This window comes from Gallaecimonas kandeliae (assembly GCF_030450055.1).
Lineage (GTDB): Bacteria > Pseudomonadota > Gammaproteobacteria > Enterobacterales > Gallaecimonadaceae > Gallaecimonas > Gallaecimonas kandeliae.
Map to the genome: position 1 here is coordinate 718917 of NZ_CP118480.1, position 16257 is coordinate 735173.

At 66.2% G+C, this 16257-nt stretch carries 12 protein-coding genes; 5 read left to right on the forward strand and 7 right to left on the reverse strand.

Annotation, left to right across the window (positions count from 1 at the left end; all coding sequences use genetic code 11):
- Positions 1-15: 15 nt before the first annotated feature.
- On the forward strand, positions 16-2451 hold the full coding sequence (gene hrpB / locus PVT67_RS03425) for an ATP-dependent helicase HrpB (protein ID WP_301497841.1): 2436 nt from the start codon (positions 16-18) through the stop codon (positions 2449-2451).
- Complete coding sequence (gene mrcB, locus PVT67_RS03430) at positions 2448-4745, forward strand: penicillin-binding protein 1B (RefSeq protein WP_301497843.1); 2298 nt, start codon at positions 2448-2450, stop codon at positions 4743-4745. The genes hrpB and mrcB overlap by 4 nt, the downstream gene beginning before the upstream one ends.
- A 52-nt stretch (positions 4746-4797) precedes the next feature.
- Here the strand turns inward: mrcB and PVT67_RS03435 are convergent, their stop codons facing one another.
- The 4 genes from PVT67_RS03435 to PVT67_RS03450 all read right to left on the reverse strand — a co-directional run bounded on the left by PVT67_RS03435 (position 4798) and on the right by PVT67_RS03450 (position 10083).
- Positions 4798-6639: a putative bifunctional diguanylate cyclase/phosphodiesterase gene (locus tag PVT67_RS03435; protein WP_301497845.1), complete on the reverse strand. Its 1842-nt coding sequence runs from the start codon at positions 6637-6639 to the stop codon at positions 4798-4800.
- Positions 6633-7679 carry an FIST N-terminal domain-containing protein gene (locus tag PVT67_RS03440; RefSeq protein ID WP_301497847.1) on the reverse strand — a complete coding sequence of 349 codons (1047 nt, stop codon included), beginning with the start codon at positions 7677-7679 and terminating at the stop codon, positions 6633-6635. Before PVT67_RS03440 ends, PVT67_RS03435 begins: the two co-directional genes overlap by 7 nt.
- 91 nt (positions 7680-7770) lie before the next feature.
- Complete coding sequence (gene hemL, locus PVT67_RS03445) at positions 7771-9051, reverse strand: glutamate-1-semialdehyde 2,1-aminomutase (protein ID WP_301497849.1); 1281 nt, start codon at positions 9049-9051, stop codon at positions 7771-7773.
- Between the two features lie 12 nt (positions 9052-9063).
- The gene (locus PVT67_RS03450) at positions 9064-10083 is read right to left on the reverse strand and encodes an aspartate carbamoyltransferase (RefSeq protein WP_301497852.1); all 1020 of its coding nucleotides are present in this window, start codon (positions 10081-10083) and stop codon (positions 9064-9066) included.
- A 162-nt stretch (positions 10084-10245) separates the two neighbouring features.
- Here PVT67_RS03450 and clcA point away from each other — a divergent pair, with 162 nt between their 5' ends.
- From clcA to erpA, 3 genes are read left to right on the forward strand one after another with little or no spacing between them, the layout of a single operon-like run.
- Complete coding sequence (clcA, locus tag PVT67_RS03455) at positions 10246-11640, forward strand: H(+)/Cl(-) exchange transporter ClcA (RefSeq protein ID WP_301497854.1); 1395 nt, start codon at positions 10246-10248, stop codon at positions 11638-11640.
- Entirely contained in the window at positions 11627-12262 is a 636-nt protein-coding gene (locus tag PVT67_RS03460; RefSeq protein ID WP_301497857.1) for a DUF6776 family protein, read from the forward strand. The genes clcA and PVT67_RS03460 overlap by 14 nt, the downstream gene beginning before the upstream one ends.
- Positions 12263-12292: 30 nt before the next feature.
- Entirely contained in the window at positions 12293-12634 is a 342-nt protein-coding gene (gene erpA / locus PVT67_RS03465) for an iron-sulfur cluster insertion protein ErpA (RefSeq protein ID WP_301497859.1), read from the forward strand.
- A 194-nt stretch (positions 12635-12828) separates the two neighbouring features.
- Here the strand turns inward: erpA and PVT67_RS03470 are convergent, their stop codons facing one another.
- The 3 genes from PVT67_RS03470 to PVT67_RS03480 form a co-directional block, all read right to left on the reverse strand.
- A complete protein-coding gene (locus tag PVT67_RS03470; RefSeq protein WP_301497861.1) occupies positions 12829-14193 on the reverse strand; it encodes a C2 family cysteine protease in 1365 nt (454 codons plus the stop codon).
- 208 nt (positions 14194-14401) lie between these two features.
- Entirely contained in the window at positions 14402-15769 is a 1368-nt protein-coding gene (locus PVT67_RS03475) for an MATE family efflux transporter (protein WP_301497863.1), read from the reverse strand.
- A 46-nt stretch (positions 15770-15815) separates the two neighbouring features.
- Positions 15816-16241 carry a MarR family winged helix-turn-helix transcriptional regulator gene (locus tag PVT67_RS03480; protein WP_301497866.1) on the reverse strand — a complete coding sequence of 142 codons (426 nt, stop codon included), beginning with the start codon at positions 16239-16241 and terminating at the stop codon, positions 15816-15818.
- Positions 16242-16257 lie beyond the last annotated feature (16 nt).

Here is a 16257-nt window from a genome sequence, read left to right on the forward strand (position 1 = left end):
GGTTATTGGAAGACTTTGGCATTGCTATCCCTGCCTGTCGATGAAGTCCTGCCCGAGCTCTGGGCCGCCCTTGAGGGAGGCAACAGGGTGATACTGGAGGCGCCTCCCGGTGCCGGCAAGTCCACCCAGGTGCCCTTGTTCCTGCTGCCAAAGCTCCCTGGCCGCATCCTGATGCTCGAACCCCGGCGGCTGGCGGCCCGCAGCTTGGCCCGCTACCTGGCATCAAGGCTGGGGGAAAAGCCCGGCCAGACCATCGGCTACCGCACCCGTACCGACAGCGCCGTGGGACCGGGCACCCGCCTGGAGATCGTCACCGAAGGCATACTGGTGCGCCGCCTGCAAAACGATCCCGAGCTGGACGGCATCTCCCTGGTCATCTTCGACGAATTCCATGAGCGCAACCTGGTCGGCGACCTGGCCCTGGCCCTGGCCCTGGACGTACAGGAAGGGCTGCGGGACGATCTCAAGCTGCTGGTGATGTCCGCGACCCTGGAAGGGGAGCGGCTGCGCCGCTTCCTCGAACCCTGCGCCCGGGTGCAGAGCCAGGGCCGCAGCTTCCCCGTCGATATCCGCTACCAGGCCCCAAAGCCCAACCAGCCCTGGCTGGGGCTTTGCGAGTCGGTGGTGCTCAACACCCTGGCAGCAGAGCCCGGCTCCATGCTGGTGTTCCTGCCGGGGGGCGGCGAGATCCGCCGCCTGGCCCAGAACCTCGAGGGCCGGCTGGCAGAGGACATCGACTGCTACCCCCTCTACGGCGACTTGGACAAGGGCCTGCAGGACGCCGCCATAGCGCCGCCCAAGCCTGGCCGGCGCAAACTGGTGCTGGCCACCCCCATCGCCGAGACCTCCCTGACCATCGAAGGGATCCGCCTGGTGGTGGACGCGGGCTGGTGCCGCAGGCCCATGCTCGACGGCGCCACCGGCATGAGCCAGTTGAAGCTCTGCCGCATCAGCCAGGCTTCGGCCACCCAGAGGGCCGGCCGGGCCGGCCGCCTCGAACCCGGCATCGCCATCCGCCTCTGGGGCGAGAGCCAGCAGCAGAGCCTGGCCCAGCATAGCCCGCCGGAGATACTGGAGGCGGATCTGGGGCCCCTGGCCCTGGAGCTGGCCCAATGGGGCACGGAGCCCGGCCAGCTCCATTGGCTGGACAGCCCCCCGGCCAAGCCCTGGCGCGAGGCCCAGCAGCTGCTGGACCAGCTCGACGCCTTGGAGGCCGGCAAGATTACGGCGGCCGGCAGGGCCATGGCCCGCCTCGGCTGCCACCCCCGCCTTGCCCACATGCTGACCCAGGTCGCCCAGGAGGCGGCTAGGGACCTCAAGGAAGCCTGCCTGCTGGCCGCTTTGCTGGAAGAGCGGGATCCCTTCGCCAGCTGGGACAGCGACATCGCCAGCCGCCTGCCGATGCTGGGCAAGCATGCCATAGCCCGCCAGGCCGAGCGCTACCAGCGCCAGCTCAAGGCCCAGGGGGACGCCGACTGGTCCCTGGGGGCCATGCTGAGCCTGGCCTACCCGGAGCGCATCGCCCGCCAGGTGGCGCCGGGCCGCTACCGCCTGGCCATGGGCCGGGGCGCCGTGCTGGCCGAAGGGGACAGGCTCTGGGGCTGCCCCTGGCTGGTGGTGGCGCAGATGAGCGGCGACAAGGGCGATGCCCTCATTCGCCTGGCCGCCCCCGTCGACGAGGACGACTGGCGGGCGCTGCACGAGCGCCACATCCGCTGGCAGCCGCGCCTCGACTGGGAAGGCGAAAGGCTGGTGGCCCAGCAGGAAGAGCGTTACGGTGCCCTGGTGCTGGCCAGCAAACCGCTGGCGGATCTGAGCCGCGAGGACAAGGTCAAGGCCCTTTGTGACTGGCTGCGCCGCCAGGGCAGCCAGTCCCTGCCCTGGGACGAGGGCGCCCGCCAGCTGCAGCTGCGTATCCAGTGCGCCGCCCTGTGGTTGCCGGGGGAGCCCTGGCCCTTGGTGGACGACGACAGCCTGATGGCCGCCCTGGAGGACTGGCTGGGCCCTTACCTTGGGGAGATCCGCAGCAAGGGGGCCCTGGCCAAGCTGGACCTGGCCCAGGCCCTGCGGGGGCTCTTGCCTTGGCCGCTGCCCAAGCTGCTGGACGACAAGCTGCCCTCCAAGCTGCTGGTGCCCACCGGCCAGCACTTCGCCCTGGAGTACAGGCCGGACGAGCCGCCGGTACTGTCAGTGCCGATTCAGGCCCTTTATGGTCAATTGGCCTCTCCCACCCTCTGCGACGGGGCCGTGACCGTCACCTGCGCCTTGCTGTCCCCGGCGCGCCGGCCCTTGCAGGTGACCAGGGACCTGGCCGGCTTCTGGGCCGGCAGTTACAGCGAGGTACGCAAGGAGATGCGGGGCCGCTATCCCAAACACGACTGGCCCGAAGATCCGGCCAATGCCAAACCGACCCGCTTCACCAAGAAACGGCAACAGAGTGAGAACCAGTGACTAGGAAGAAAGGCCAGCCCGCCCCCAAGAAGACCGCCAAGCCCAAGGCCGGCAGCGGTAAGCGCCGCCTCTGGCCGACCCTGCTCAAGCTGAGCCTGGCCCTGTTGGCGGCCCTGGGCCTTTACTGCGTCTACTTGGACGGCGTGGTTCGCCACCGCTTCGAAGGCCAGACCTTCCAGCTGCCGGCCCAGATCTACGCCCGCCCCCTGCCGCTCTATGCCGGGGCGCCGCTGAGCCGTGACCAGCTCATCGAAGAGCTCAAGCTGCTCAAGTACCGCAAGGTGGCCAACCCCGACCAGCCCGGCGAGTTTTCCGCCTCCGCCACCAAGGTGGAGCTGTACCGCCGCGCCTTCCTCTTCCCCGAAGGCCAGGAGCAGGCCAGGCGCATCCTGGTGGCCTTCGACGGCGACCGTATCGACGAGGTCTACGACAGCCAGAGCCGCCAGCCCCTGGCGGTGGAACGGGTGGAGCCGGCCCTGGTGGAGCTGCTGAGCCAGGGCAGCGACGACGAGGAGCGCATCTTCGTCCCCCTGGAAGGCATGCCGCCGCTACTGCCCAAGACCTTGATCCAGGTGGAAGACCGCAAGTTCTACGACCACATCGGCATAGCGCCGCTGTCCATAGCCCGGGCCTTCTGGACCAATCTCAAGGCCGGCCACGCCGTCCAGGGCGGCTCCACCCTGACCCAGCAGCTGGCCAAGAACTTCTTCCTGACCCGGGAAAAGAGCCTGTGGCGCAAGGCCAACGAGGCCTTGATGGCCCTCATCATCGACCTGCGCTACGACAAGGACCGCATCCTCGAGGCCTATCTCAACGAGATCTTCCTGGGCCAGGCCAGCGCCCAGGCGGTGCACGGCATGGGCCTGGCGTCCCGCTTCTATTTCGCCCGCCCCGTTTCCGAGCTGACCCCCGAGCAGGTCGCCCTGCTGGTGGGCATCATCAAGGGCCCCTCCTATTATGATCCGCGCCGCCACCCCGAGCGGGCCCGTGAGCGCCGCGACCTGGTGCTCAAGGTGATGCTGGAACAGGGCCTTATCGATCAAGGTGTCTACCAGCGCGCCGTCTCGGCGCCCCTGGGGGTGACCAAGGAAAAATCGGTGCTCAGCACCACAGTGCCGGCCTACATGCAGGAGGTGCGCCGCGAGCTGGCCGGCACCATCCAGCCCTTCATCGCCGACCAGCAGGGGGTGCGGGTCTTCACCGGCCTCGAACCCTTGGCCCAGAAGGCCCTGGAGAAGGCCATAGCGGTGGGCTTCCCGGAAGTGGCCGGCAACAAGCCCCTGGAGATGGCCGCGGTGATCTCAGACCCCCGTACCGGCCTCGCCAAGGCCATGGCCGGCGGCAAGACGGTGGATTTTGCCGGCTTCAACAGGGCCCTGGACGCCCGGCGCCAAATCGGCTCCCTGGCCAAGCCCGCCGTCTACCTGACGGCCCTGTCCGAGCCCGACTTCAACCTGGCCACCCCCTTGCCGGACCAGCCCATCAAGCTGCAATCGAGCAACGGTGACGACTGGGAACCCCAGAACTACGACCACCAGTTCCGTGGCCAGGTGGCCCTGATGGACGCCCTGGCCCAGTCCCTGAACGTGCCGACCGTCAACCTCGGCATGAAGCTGGGGGTGCCGGCGGTGCAGGACAGCTTCCGCGCCCTGGGGGTGACAGGCGACCTGCCGCCTTATCCGTCGCTGTTCCTGGGCACGGCGGCCTTGTCGCCCTGGCAGGTCAACCAGATGTACCTGAGCCTGGCCAAGGGCGGCGCCGAGGTGCCCCTGGCGGCGGTGTCCGAGGTGACCGGCGGCGACGGCAAGCTGCTTTGGCAGCGCAGCGACAAGGCGGTGCAGAATGTCAGTCCCCAAGCGGCCTACCTGGTGGACTACGCCCTGACCCAGGTGGTGAGCAGCGGCACCGCCAAGAGCCTGGGCCGGCGCTTCCCGGACAAGGTACTGGCCGGTAAAACGGGGACCACAGACGATCTGCGCGACTCCTGGTTTTCCGGCTTCGACGCCCGCGACGTGGCTACCTTCTGGGTGGGCCAGGACGACAACGGCAGCTCAGGCCTTACCGGCTCCAGCGGCGCCCTGCGCCTCTACAGCCGCTACCTGGACTACCGCCACCCGATCAGCCTGCGGCTGCGCCCGCCCAAGGATGTGGTGGACGCCCAGTTCGACGCCGATGGCCAATACCTGGGAGATTGCGGCCACGGCGGCCGGCTGCTGCCCGCCGACAGCCGCAACCTGCCCGACGTGAAATGCGACGGCTTGAAAGGTTTCCTGGACAGGCTCTTCGGGGGCTAAGGCTGAGATTGGCTAAGCAAAACCGGCGCCTCGGCGCCGGTTTTTTTATGTGTCAGGAATGCAGTTGCCAGTGGCCGTCCTGGCGGCTGAGGCGGGCGCTCAACTCGTCCGCCGCCAGGGGCTTGCTGAAGTAGTAACCCTGCACCAGCTGGCATTGCAGGCCGGCCACCAACTCCAGCTGCTCGGCCGTCTCCACCCCTTCGGCCACCACCTCCAGGCCCAGCTTCTGGCCCACGGCGATCAGGGAGGCGACCAGGGTGTATTCCTTGCCGCGGGAAGGGAGGGCCTGGACGAAGCTCTTGTCTATCTTCAACACCCCGAAAGGGTGGTCTGAGAGGTAACGCAATGACGAATAACCGGTGCCGAAGTCGTCCAGGGCCAGGCGGACACCCAACTGCTGGAGGGCCAGCAGCGAGGCGCGCATCTGAGGGTTGGCTTCGTCCAGGGCCACCCGCTCGGTCAGCTCCAGCTCCAGCTGGCCGGGGGCCAGGGCGTATTGTTCCAGCAACCCGGCCAGTTGGGGCACGAAATCGGCGGCGCGCAGCTGGCGGGCCGAGATGTTGACCGCCATGCTGGGCCTGAAACCCCTGGTCTGCCAATCGGCCAGCTGCTTGCAGGCCTGCTCCAGCACCCAGTGGCCTATGGGCAGGATCTGGCCGTCTTCCTCGGCCAGGGGGATGAACTGGTCTGGCGGCACCGAGCCCAGGCGGGGGTTGTGCCAGCGCAGCAGCGCCTCCACCCCCACCAGCTCATTGCCCGGCAGCCGCACCTGGGGCTGGTAGAGCAGCTCGAACTCGTTTCTTTCCAGGGCCCGGCGCAGGGCGCTCTCCATGGCCAGGCGCCGCGACAGGGATTCGTTGAGGGCGGCGGTGAAGAAGCGGTAGCGGCTGTCGCCGAGATCCCGGGCCTGGATGCGGGCGGCGTCGGCGTTGCGGATCAGCACAGAGGGGTCGGCGCCGTCTTCGGGGTACATGGCGATGCCGACATGGGCATCCACCTTGAGCAGCTTGCCCTGGAGCTGGAAGGGCTGGTCCAGGCAGGCCAGCAGCTTCTCGGCCACCACTTCGGCGGTCTTGGCCTTGGAGGCCCGCTCCAGGATGATCAGAAACTGGTCCGAGGCGAGGCGCGCCAGGGTGTCGGCGGGGCGCAGCACGGCCCGCCAGCGCCCGGCCACGGCGGCCAGCAGGTGATCCCCCAGCCAGTGGCCGTAGCTGTCGTTGATGTCCTTGAACCTGTCGATGTCGGCGAACAGCACCATGACATGGCCGTCGCGGTCCTCGTGGGCCACCAGGGCCTGCTGCAGGCGGTCGAAGGCCAGCAGGCGGTTGGGCAGGCCGGTCAGGGGATCCTGGGTGGTCTGTTCCTTGAGGCTCTGGCCTAAGCGAAAGCGATGGATAAGCTCCGAGAACAGCGACAGGGCCGCCTCCACGAAGGGCAGGTCGTCCAGGGCCAGGCGCAGGCCCGAGCCTTCGTTGCTGCGCAGGCCCAGCAGCAGGGCCCAGTCGCCGCTGCCGAGGAACATCAGGCGCTTGAAGTTGTCTTGCCCGGCCAGGGGCGTCAGGGTGGGCGGCAGGGGCTCGCCCTGCTGCCAGCAGTGGCTGGCGTTGCCACCTTCCAGGGGCGGCAGGCCCCCTTGCCAATGGCCCAGCTGGCCGGCGCAGCGCCAGCGCCCGGCCAGGTTGCGAAAGAGGGCGGCGCCATCCAGCAGGCCGCTCTTGAGCAAGAGGTGCAGCAGGTTGCGAATGAGGGCCGATTCTTCCTCGGCTTCGGCCGCCCCCCGGTAGCCTTCCCGTACCAACAGCGCCAGCACCCGGGAATAGCGGACTTCCCGGGTCAGCTCCGTCTGGGCTGCCAAGGCGGCGGCCAACTGTTGGCGCAGGCCCTGCTCTACCATTGCAGCAGTACCCCGGTCCAGTTCATCAGCCGCAGGCCGGCCTGGGTGCCGGCCAGCTCGGCGCCGGAGAAGATGCCGGCCAGGGCCTTGCCCTGGTGCTGGCGTACCAACTGGGCTTCCTCGCGGATGGCGCAGCTGAAGGCGCCTGCGCGGCCGGCACAGTTGATGTAGAAGCTGGGTCTGTCCTTGGTGAAATGCTCAAGCTGGTTGGCCATGTCCTCGAAGGTGCTGTCGGTGCTGCGGCTCATCAGCACCACCGGCTGGCCCTCAAGGAACTGACCGGTGGCCAGGGTCAGGCTGCGTGCCTGGCTATCGGTGGCCACCATGATGTGGCTGGAATAGCGCTCTCCCCAGGGCAGGCCCAAGGACAGTTGGCGCAGCATGCTGCCTTTGAGCTGGGCCTCGTCGAGGCCGGTGATGGCCATGAGTTTGTCCAGGGCCGGCTCGCCGTCCAACGTCAGCACCTGCTGGCCACTGGCCTGGGTGACGGTCAGGGGATCGCTGATCGGCAGGGCGCCGTGGCTGATGCCGCTCAATGCCGGTGCCGGCACCTTCACCGCCACCAGTTGGTTCCTGGTCACCTGATCGCCACAGAACACGAAGCTGTTTTCCAGGCCGAAGTCCCCCAGCAGGGCGGCGCCGTGCAGGCGGCCGTCCGGTACCAGGGTTTCCAGGGGCAGGGGGCTGCCCAGCAGATCGAAGAAGCAGAGGGCATGGTCCCGGCCCAGCCAGGGCGCCAGGGGTTCGGGGCTCGCCTGGTCCAGGCAGAGGCTGTCAGGGGGGCTGTCGAACAGCATCAGCAAGGCTTCGAAGCCGCCGTACTCCACACCGGCCGGGGTGATGATGCCGCAGCAGCTGCCGCCGAAGAGGGGAATGCCGCCCAACTGGCGGCGGGTTTCCGCCAAGAGACCGTCAGGCTGGTGAAAACCGCTGGCAAAGAGCAGTCCCCACTGGGCCTTGTGGCTTTCCGGCTGATACCGGACCAATTCAACGGCGGCCAGACGACTGTCCGGTGCCAAACTCCAGCTCGTGTGAAACATGACCAGATGGATAGGATTAGGAGAGGCCAATCTAGACCCTGGCCAGGGGAAATGTAAAGGGGCTGTAGCAACAGCCCCTTTGGGGTCTTCATCAAAGTGCGGCGAAGGCCTCAGTGGCGGCGGCCAGGGTCGCCTCTATGTCGGCCTCGGAATGGGCCAGGGACAGGAAGCCCGCCTCGAAGGCGCTGGGGGCCAGATAAACGCCCTTGTCCAGCATCAGGTGGAAGAAGCGCTTGAACTTGTCCACGTCACAGCCGCAGGCCTGGGCGAAGTTGGTCACCTGCTTTTCTGCGGTGAAGAAGAAGCCGAACATGCCGCCGGCATAGTTGACGGTGAGGGGCACACCGGCCTTGTCGGCGGCGGCCTTGAGGCCCAGGGCCAGCTGCTCGGTGAGCTTGGCCAGCTTCTCTTCGTTACCGGGTTGGTCCAAAGCGCCCAAGGCGGCGAGGCCGGCGGACATGGCCACAGGGTTGCCGGACAAAGTGCCGGCCTGGTAGACGGGGCCTATGGGGGCCAGGAATTCCATGATGGCGCGCTTGCCGCCGAAGGCGCCCACCGGCATGCCGCCGCCTATGACCTTGCCGAGGGTGGTGAGATCCGGTTTGACGCCGTAATACGCCTGGGCACCGCCCAGGGCTACCCTAAAGCCGGTCATGACTTCGTCGAAGATCAGCACGCTGCCGTACCTGTCACAGATGGCGCGCAGCCCTTCCAGGAAGCCCGGCTGGGGTGGGATGCAGTTCATGTTACCCGCCACCGGCTCCACTATGATGGCCGCCATGTCCTCGCCGACTTCCTCGAAGATGGCCTTGACCGAGTCGAGGTCGTTATAGGTGGCGGTCAGGGTGTGCTGGGCGAACTCGGCCGGCACGCCGGGGGAGGTGGGCACGCCCATGGTCAGCATGCCGGAGCCGGCCTTGACCAGCAGGGTGTCGGCATGGCCGTGATAGTTGCCTTCGAACTTCAGTATCTTGTTGCGGCCCGTGTAGCCGCGGGCCAGGCGGATGGCGCTCATGGTGGCTTCGGTGCCGGAGTTGACCATGCGCACCATGTCCATGCTGGGCACCAGGGCGCAGACCTTCTCGGCCATGGCCACTTCCAGTTCGGTAGGAGCGCCGAAGGAGAGGCCCTTCTGGGCGGCCTGGATCACGGCGTCGCGGATGGCGCTGTGGTTGTGGCCCAGGATCATGGGGCCCCAGGAGCCCACGTAGTCGATGTAGCGCTTGCCGTCGGCATCATAGATGTAGGCGCCTTCGGCGTGCTCGATGAAGAGCGGGGTGCCGCCGACGCCGTTGAAGGCGCGCACCGGCGAGTTGACGCCGCCGGGGATCAGGCGGCGGGCTTTGCTGAAGAGATCGTCAGAACGGGACATGGGATTTCCTTCTCAAAGGCCCTCGGCCTTGGTGGAGTGCCAGAGCACGGGGGCGTCGTATTTTTCCAGCAGGTGGTCGACCCCCAACGTCAGGGCGAACAGGGCCATGCGAATGAGCACGCCGTTGTCGGCCTGGCGGAAGATGGCGAGGCTGGGGTGCTCGTTGAGGTCGTTGTCCAGCTCGTTGGCCTCGGCCCTGGAATCCCTAGGCAGGGGGTGCATGATGACGGTATTGGACTTGGCGTGCTGGGTGTAGATGGCCTGGTTGAGGCGGAAACGGCCGCGGTATTGGCGGGCGTCTTCCAGGGAGGGGAAGCGCTCCTCCTGGATGCGGGTCAGGTAGCAGATGTCGGCGTCCGACAGGCTGCCTTCCAGACGGTCGGTGATGGTGAAGCTGTGGCCTGCGTCGTCGAGGATGGCCAGCACCTCGTCGGGCATGGCCAGCTCGGGCGGCGACACCAGGGTGAAACGGATGTGCTTGTAGAGGCGCAGCAGTTTCGCCAGTGAATGGACGGTGCGGCCGTGCTTGAGGTCGCCGACCATGGCGATGTGCATGCCGTCTATGCCCTGGCCCCGGCCCTGCAGCTCCTTCTCTATGGTGTAGAGGTCCAGCAGCGCCTGGGTGGGGTGTTCGTTGGCGCCGTCGCCGCCGTTGATGACAGGCACCCTGGAGCCCTTGGCGAACTCGGCTACGGAGCCGGCGTCCGGGTGGCGCATGGCGATGACGTCGGAGTAGCTCGACAGCACCCGGGCCGTGTCGAAGAGGCTCTCGCCCTTGGAGAGGGACGAGCTGGCCAGGCCGACGGTTTCCCGCACCATGCCGCCCAGCAGGTTGAAGGCGCAGCCGAAGCTGACCCGGGTGCGAGTGCTGGGTTCGAAGAAGAGGTTGCCGAGGATGGCGCCGTCCAGCACAGTGGTGCGCTTGCGGCGGTGGGCATAGGGTTCCATCCGGTCCGCCACTGCAAAGATCTCGCCGATGGCGTCTCTGTCCAGCTGTTTGACGGAAAGGATATTGGCTCCGGTGAAGTTCATGGGCGTCCTCATTGGCAGGGGGGAAGGGCGCCGTCCAGCCTTGGGAAGGGACTGGCCTGGCTGGACCGACATTATAGAGGCTAAGGTGCCCACACAAAAGCCAACTTTTTCAGCACTTTTGTTATACTGCCAGGCCTTCGTAACTCACTGTCTTCCAACGCCATGCAATCGAGAGCACAGTCAAGCAGCCTGGTCCGGCTATTCCTCGCAGCCGACAAGGTACCGCTATGGCTGTTAACGCTCTCCGCCGTCGTGGGGGTAGTGGCCGGTATGCTGGCCACCGGCTTCCAATTCGGGCTGCACCAGATCCTGGCCTGGCGGGTCGAAGGGCTCAGCCACTGGGCCCAATGGGGCCTGCCTCGCTGGCTGCTGGCCATGCTGGTGACGGCGGTGATGACGGTGCTCTCCCTCTGGATGACCTTTCGTTTCGCCCCCGAGGCGGCGGGCTCCGGCATCCCCGAGATCGAAGGGGCCCTGGACAACCTGCGGCCGGTGCGCTGGTGGCGGGTGCTGCCGGTGAAGATCTTCGGCGGCTTCCTGGCCCAGGGCGGCGGCCTGGTGCTGGGCCGTGAAGGCCCGACGGTGCAACTGGGCGGCGCCGCCGGCAAGATGGTGGCCGATCTCTTCAGGGTCTCCAAGGACAACGCCCATGCGCTGCTGGCGGCCGGCGCCGCCGGCGGCCTCTCGGCGGCCTTCAACGCCCCCCTGGCCGGGGTCATGTTCGTCATCGAGGAGATGCGGCCCCAGTTCCGTTACGGCCTTATCTCCATCAAGTGCGTCTTCATCGGCACAGTGGTGGCCAACGTGGTCTACCGCACCTTCATCGGCCAGGACGCCTCCATCGAAATGCCCAGCTACAGCCCGCCTGAGCTCGACAGCCTGGCCCTCTACCTGCTGCTGGGCGGCCTCTTCGGCGCCTTCGGCATCCTCTTCAACAAAGCGATCCTCAAGACCCAGGACTGGTACGCCAACTACCACCAGGGGCGCCTTGACCGGCGCCTGGTGATCGGAGGCATTTTGGGGGCGGCGCTGGGGCTGATGACCGTCTACGGGCCCGATCTCACCGGTGGCGGCATCGAGCTGATCCCGGCCGTCACCGTCGGCAGCTATACCGTCGGCGCCCTGCTGCTCTTGTTCGTGGGCCGGGTGCTCACCACATTGCTGTGCTTCGGCTCAGGCGCGCCTGGGGGGATCTTCGCGCCCATGCTGGCCCTCGGTACCCTCTTCGGCATGGGCTTTGGCGTGCTCTGCCAGGCATTGTTGCCGGGCATGGCCATCCAGCCCGGCACCTTCGCCATCGCCGGCATGGGGGCCCTCTTTGCCGCCACTGTGCGGGCGCCGCTGACCGGCATCATCCTGGTCATAGAGATGACCAACAACTACCTGCTGATCCTGCCGCTGCTGATCACCTGTCTGGGCGCCACCATGGTGGCCCAGGCCCTGGGGGGCCAACCGCTCTACGGCCAATTGCTGGGCCGCACCCTGGCGGCGGACGCCCAGGCCAAGCGCGAGGCCGACGCCAAACGCGAGGCAGAGGCCCAGTGTGAAACGGCATGAACCCTGGATAGCCGCCGGGCTCTGCCTGGTGATGGGTTTCGCCTTTGGCCGCCTCAGCAAGCTCAGCAACCCCGAGCTGGTGGCGGCCCTCGGCAAGGCCCGCACCGAAAGCGCCCTGGCCCAGGCCAGCAGCGAGGCCCAGCAGGCCACCAACCAGGTCCTGCGCCAGCAGCTGGCGGCCAGCATCGAGAAACACCAGCGCCTGGCCGAGGATCTCGACCGTCTCAACCAGGCCCTGAGCCCCCAGGACGCCCTGGTCAAGGTGCAGTCCCTGCACATGGTGCCGGAAGGCCAGGGGGCCTGGCGCTACGAGCTGGAGCTGATGGGCATAGGGGGCCGCGACCTCAAGGGCAAACTGGGGCTGTTGCTTTCCGGCACCCTCAACGGCCTGCCGTTCAGCCTGGACCTGGTGGAAGCGGCCCAGGGCGACAACGGCAAGAAAGGCACCGACTGGCAGGACTTCACCCTGCGTAACCTCGACACCCTCTCCGGCCGCTTCTGGCTGCCGGACGGCTTCGTCCCCCAGACCCTGGACCTGCGCCTCAAGGTCAAGGGCATGAGCGAGAGCCTGCGCCACTACCCTTGGGCGGAACTTGCACAGGAGCCCGGCACAGGGGGATAATGCTTACTCCCCTGTAGTTTGGAGCCATCCATGAGCGACGCACCCCTGCCCATCAACTTCACCGACGCCGCGGCCAAGAAGGTCCGGGTGTTGATCGAGGAAGAGCAGAACCCCGAGCTGAAGCTGCGGGTCTATGTGACTGGTGGCGGCTGCTCCGGTTTCCAGTACGGCTTCACCTTCGACGAGAAGGCCAACGAAGGCGACACCCTGATCGAGAAGGAAGGGGTGACCCTGGTGGTGGACCCCATGAGCCTCCAGTACCTGGTGGGCGGCACCGTCGACTACACCGAAGGCCTGCAGGGTTCCCGTTTCCTGGTGGAGAACCCCAACGCCACCACCACCTGCGGCTGCGGTTCCAGCTTCTCCATCTAAGCATTGTCGTTGCCCCATAAAAAAAGCAGGCCATCGAAGCCTGCTTTTTTGTTCCACCAGGGGTGTGCTCATGTATCGCCAACGCCACCACCACCTGCGGTTCCAGCTTTTCCATCTAAGCACCGCAGTTATCCAGAAAAAAGCAGGCCCAAGGGCCTGCTTTTTTATTGCCAGGAATAGATGGGCGTTCGGCCTTATTTGACGACGCCGAAGCCGGCGAAATACTGCTTGAAGGTGGCCGCCTCTATGGCGAAGACGCCGTCGGGCTTGGTCAGCAGTATGGGCCGCCACCAATCCACGTCCCTCATGTAGAGGGTGCCGCCGTGGGTGTGGACTGTGGCGTCCTTGACGCCCCAGGGGTTGCGCAGCACCAGGTACTTCTTGCCGCAGTAATAGTCCCAACCCAGCACCGTATAGGCGTGGTTGCCTACGATGTTGGCGTCGCTGTAGCTCAGGCCATCGGGGGCCGTGCCGTAGGTCCAGCAGGTCATGGGATTCATGGTGCTCCGGCTCAGGGAGTTGCTGCGTACCAGATCCCAGATCTGATCGGCGCTCAGGCTGGTGTTGCCATAGTAATGGCAATGCTTGCCGGTGAGCAGGGCAGTGGCATGAACGGGATCGCCGTAGGCGGTGGCGGTGATCTGCGGATGGTCGGTGCTGGTGCCTGTCACCAGCTTGGCGAAGGCCTTCTCATAGAGGGCGGGCCAGAGTTCGCCATCCTCGCTGGAGCGGCAGTAGATGAAGTTGCCGGACACGTTGTTGACCGGCACCGTGTCGGTCACTTCTATCTGCTTGTCCACCTGGCCGTTACTGTCGGGCTTGTAGAACTGCACCATATTGGTGAACTGCTGCTGGCCGACGCCCTTGGATCTGGTCATGTTGGCGATGTCGTAGGGTTTGGACCAGGCCACGGCGGAGAGGGCGGCGATGAAGTAGCAGTTGGCCACGGCCCCCTGGACGGGGTCGAAGAACTCTGTGGCTTCGTTGAAGAAGCGGCCCTTGTCCTGCCAACTGGCGTTGGTGGGGGTCCAGTCCTGGTTGCTGGTGCCCAGTTCCGGGTCCAGGGCGATGGAGCGGGCCATCTCCGGCGTGAAGACCCTGGCCAGGGTCTGGATGCGGTCTTTCTCCGGCAGGCGGATATGGAGGGTGATGAGGTTCGGGTTGCACAGCTCGGCCCGCTGTACCTGGATCTTGGCGACGTCTTCCACCTGGAAGCGGCTGCCCAGATCCCCCAGCATCTGCACCTTGTCCAGATGCTCTATGGGAATGTCCAGGTCGTCCTTGGCCATCTCCACCTTGGCAGAGAAGATGGGGGAGTGGAACCTGTCCAGGGTGCCCTTGCTGGTCAGCTTGAGGCCGGTGTAGAGGGGGCCTTCGTGCTTGGGATCGAAGAGTTCCTGGTAGGGGGTCTGGAGGATGTTCTCCAGCAGTTCCGGGATGTTCTCCACCTGCTGCCAGTTGATCTTGCGGCCCGACAGGTATTCGGCCAGGGCGTAGGGGTTGATGACACCGGTCTTCTGGGCAGCTTCGGGATTGGATTTCAATTGTCTAGCGTCCATAGCGAGACTCCTGAATCAAGAGGTTGGGGTAGACCCAGGGCTCCAGGCTGACGGCAAAAAAACGGCGGGGTGCCCTGAGGCTGGGAAGCACCTGGCCCGGCGCTTGTGCTCCTGTGCGCGGGCCAAATGCGGAGTGAGTATAGGCAAGGTCGAACCGGCCTCTGGGGAAATGGCGGGCCGGTTCAGTTTGGCGTCAAGGGCAGGGCCCTCAGGCCGGCTCCACCTCCGGAACAGGGGCCAGGGCGCCCAGCTTGCGGCCCATTTCCCGGCGCACCAGGTAAAAGCTGAACAGGGCCTGGGCAATGTTCACCGCCACCATCCAGTACCAGAGCTGGGCCAGTTCGAAGTGCCCCAGGCCCACCAGGTAGAAGACCCCCATGGCGTAGACCACCAGCTTGGCTGCAGAGCTCAGCAGCGCCGGCCAGGTATTGCCCAGGCCCTGGAAGAGGGCGGAGCAGGTGAAGATCACGCCGCTGGCCAGGAAGGTGAAGGAGGCGATGGCCAGGTACTGGCTGGCGAAATCCAGCACGGCGGCGTCCTGGCTGAACCAGGGCAGCAGCAATTCCGGCTTCCAGCGGCACAGCAGCATCATCACCAGCATCAGCCCCAGCTCCATCACCAGGGTCACCTTGAAGCTCTCACGGATCCGCTGCCCCTGGCGGGCGCCGAGGTTCTGGCCGGCGATGGCCGGCAGGGCGAAGGACATGGCCAAAGCCGGCAGGAAGAAGAGCTGCATCACCCTGCCGCCGATGCCGAGAGCCGCCTGGGCCTCGGCGCCGAAGCCCCTGATGGCCCAGTAGGCGAGGGCGGCGGACAGGAACAGCATGATGAACTCACCGCCGGACGGCAGCCCGATGTTGAACAGCTTCCGCCAGGTCAGCCAATGGGGTTTCATCAGGCTGGGCTGAACCTTGACCAGGTGCTCCAGGCGCAGGAAATACCAGGCCAGCATCAGGGTGCCCACCACCACGGCGATGGTGCTGGACAGGGCGGCGCCCTTGACCCCCAGAGGATGGCCGGTGAGCCAGCCGGCGGTCATGATGGGGGTCAGCACCATGTTCACCAGCACTGTGAACAGTTGCACCGTCATGGTGGGCTTGACGATGCCGGTGCCGCGCAGGGCGGCTGCTATGGCGGCGATGACGAACTGCAGCGCCAGGCCCGGCAGGTACCAGTGCAGGTAGAGGATGCCGGCATCCCGGCTGGCCTGGTCGGCGGCCAGTGTTCCCATGTAATGGCCCACGGCGGCGTAACCCACCACCAGGGTGCCCAACATCAGGGCCAGGGCTATGGTCATGGCCTGGTTGAACACCAGGTTGGCCTGTTCAGTCTGTTTGGCCCCCACCGCATGGGACAGCAGCGCCACAGTGCCGACGCTCAGCATCTGGGTCAGGGCCATCACCAGCATGGCGGCGTTGGCGGCGGCGTTGACCCCGGCCAGGGCGTCGCTGCCGAGCCGGGAGACGAAGTAGAGATCCACCATCAGGTAGAGGGTTTGCACCAGCATGCCGACCATGATGGGGATGGCCATCTTGATGACATGGCCGCTGATGGATCCTTGTGTTAAATCGCGCATGGCTTCCTCGCCTGGGCCTGCGGGCCCTTGTTCATGGTTGGTCGATTCAGTTGGTGCCTTGCAGCAGACGCTCGGTCAGCGCCTGGAGCTGTGCTTGTTGCGCCGGCGCCAGGGGCGCCAGCAGCTCGTCGGCGGCCAGTTCGAAGGTGGCCATGGCTTCGGTCAGGCGCTCTGCGCCGGCCTCCGACAGCTTGACCAGGCTGACCCTGGCGTCCCTGGGGTTGGCTTCCCGCTCCACCAGGTGCAGTTTTTCCATGGGCAGCAGCAGCCGGGTGACGCCCGACGCGCTGAGGCCCGCCAGTTCGGCCAGGTCGATGCGCCTCAGGCTCTGCTGCGGGGCTTGGGCCAGGTGCAGCATCACCTGCAGTTCGGTAAAGCTCAGGCCATGGAGGCTGAGGCGCCGCTCCAGCTTCTTGGTGAGCTGGCCTTGCAGGGCGAAGAGGCTGAGTAGCAGTGTCTGGTTCTGGTTCATTGGTGTTTGAATTATG

Excerpts from the sequence above, each read along its gene's own strand:
- PVT67_RS03435 (WP_301497845.1), bottom strand. The coding sequence starts at position 6,639 with ATGGTAGAGCAGGGCCTGCGCCAACAGTTGGCCGCCGCCTTGGCAGCC.
- PVT67_RS03475 (WP_301497863.1), bottom strand. The coding sequence starts at position 15,769 with ATGCGCGATTTAACACAAGGATCCATCAGCGGCCATGTCATCAAGATG.
- erpA (WP_301497859.1), top strand. The coding sequence starts at position 12,293 with ATGAGCGACGCACCCCTGCCCATCAACTTCACCGACGCCGCGGCCAAG.
- PVT67_RS03470 (WP_301497861.1), bottom strand. The coding sequence starts at position 14,193 with ATGGACGCTAGACAATTGAAATCCAATCCCGAAGCTGCCCAGAAGACC.
- PVT67_RS03450 (WP_301497852.1), bottom strand. The coding sequence starts at position 10,083 with ATGAACTTCACCGGAGCCAATATCCTTTCCGTCAAACAGCTGGACAGA.
- PVT67_RS03440 (WP_301497847.1), bottom strand. The coding sequence starts at position 7,679 with ATGTTTCACACGAGCTGGAGTTTGGCACCGGACAGTCGTCTGGCCGCC.
- PVT67_RS03480 (WP_301497866.1), bottom strand. The coding sequence starts at position 16,241 with ATGAACCAGAACCAGACACTGCTACTCAGCCTCTTCGCCCTGCAAGGC.
- clcA (WP_301497854.1), top strand. The coding sequence starts at position 10,246 with ATGCAATCGAGAGCACAGTCAAGCAGCCTGGTCCGGCTATTCCTCGCA.
- hemL (WP_301497849.1), bottom strand. The coding sequence starts at position 9,051 with ATGTCCCGTTCTGACGATCTCTTCAGCAAAGCCCGCCGCCTGATCCCC.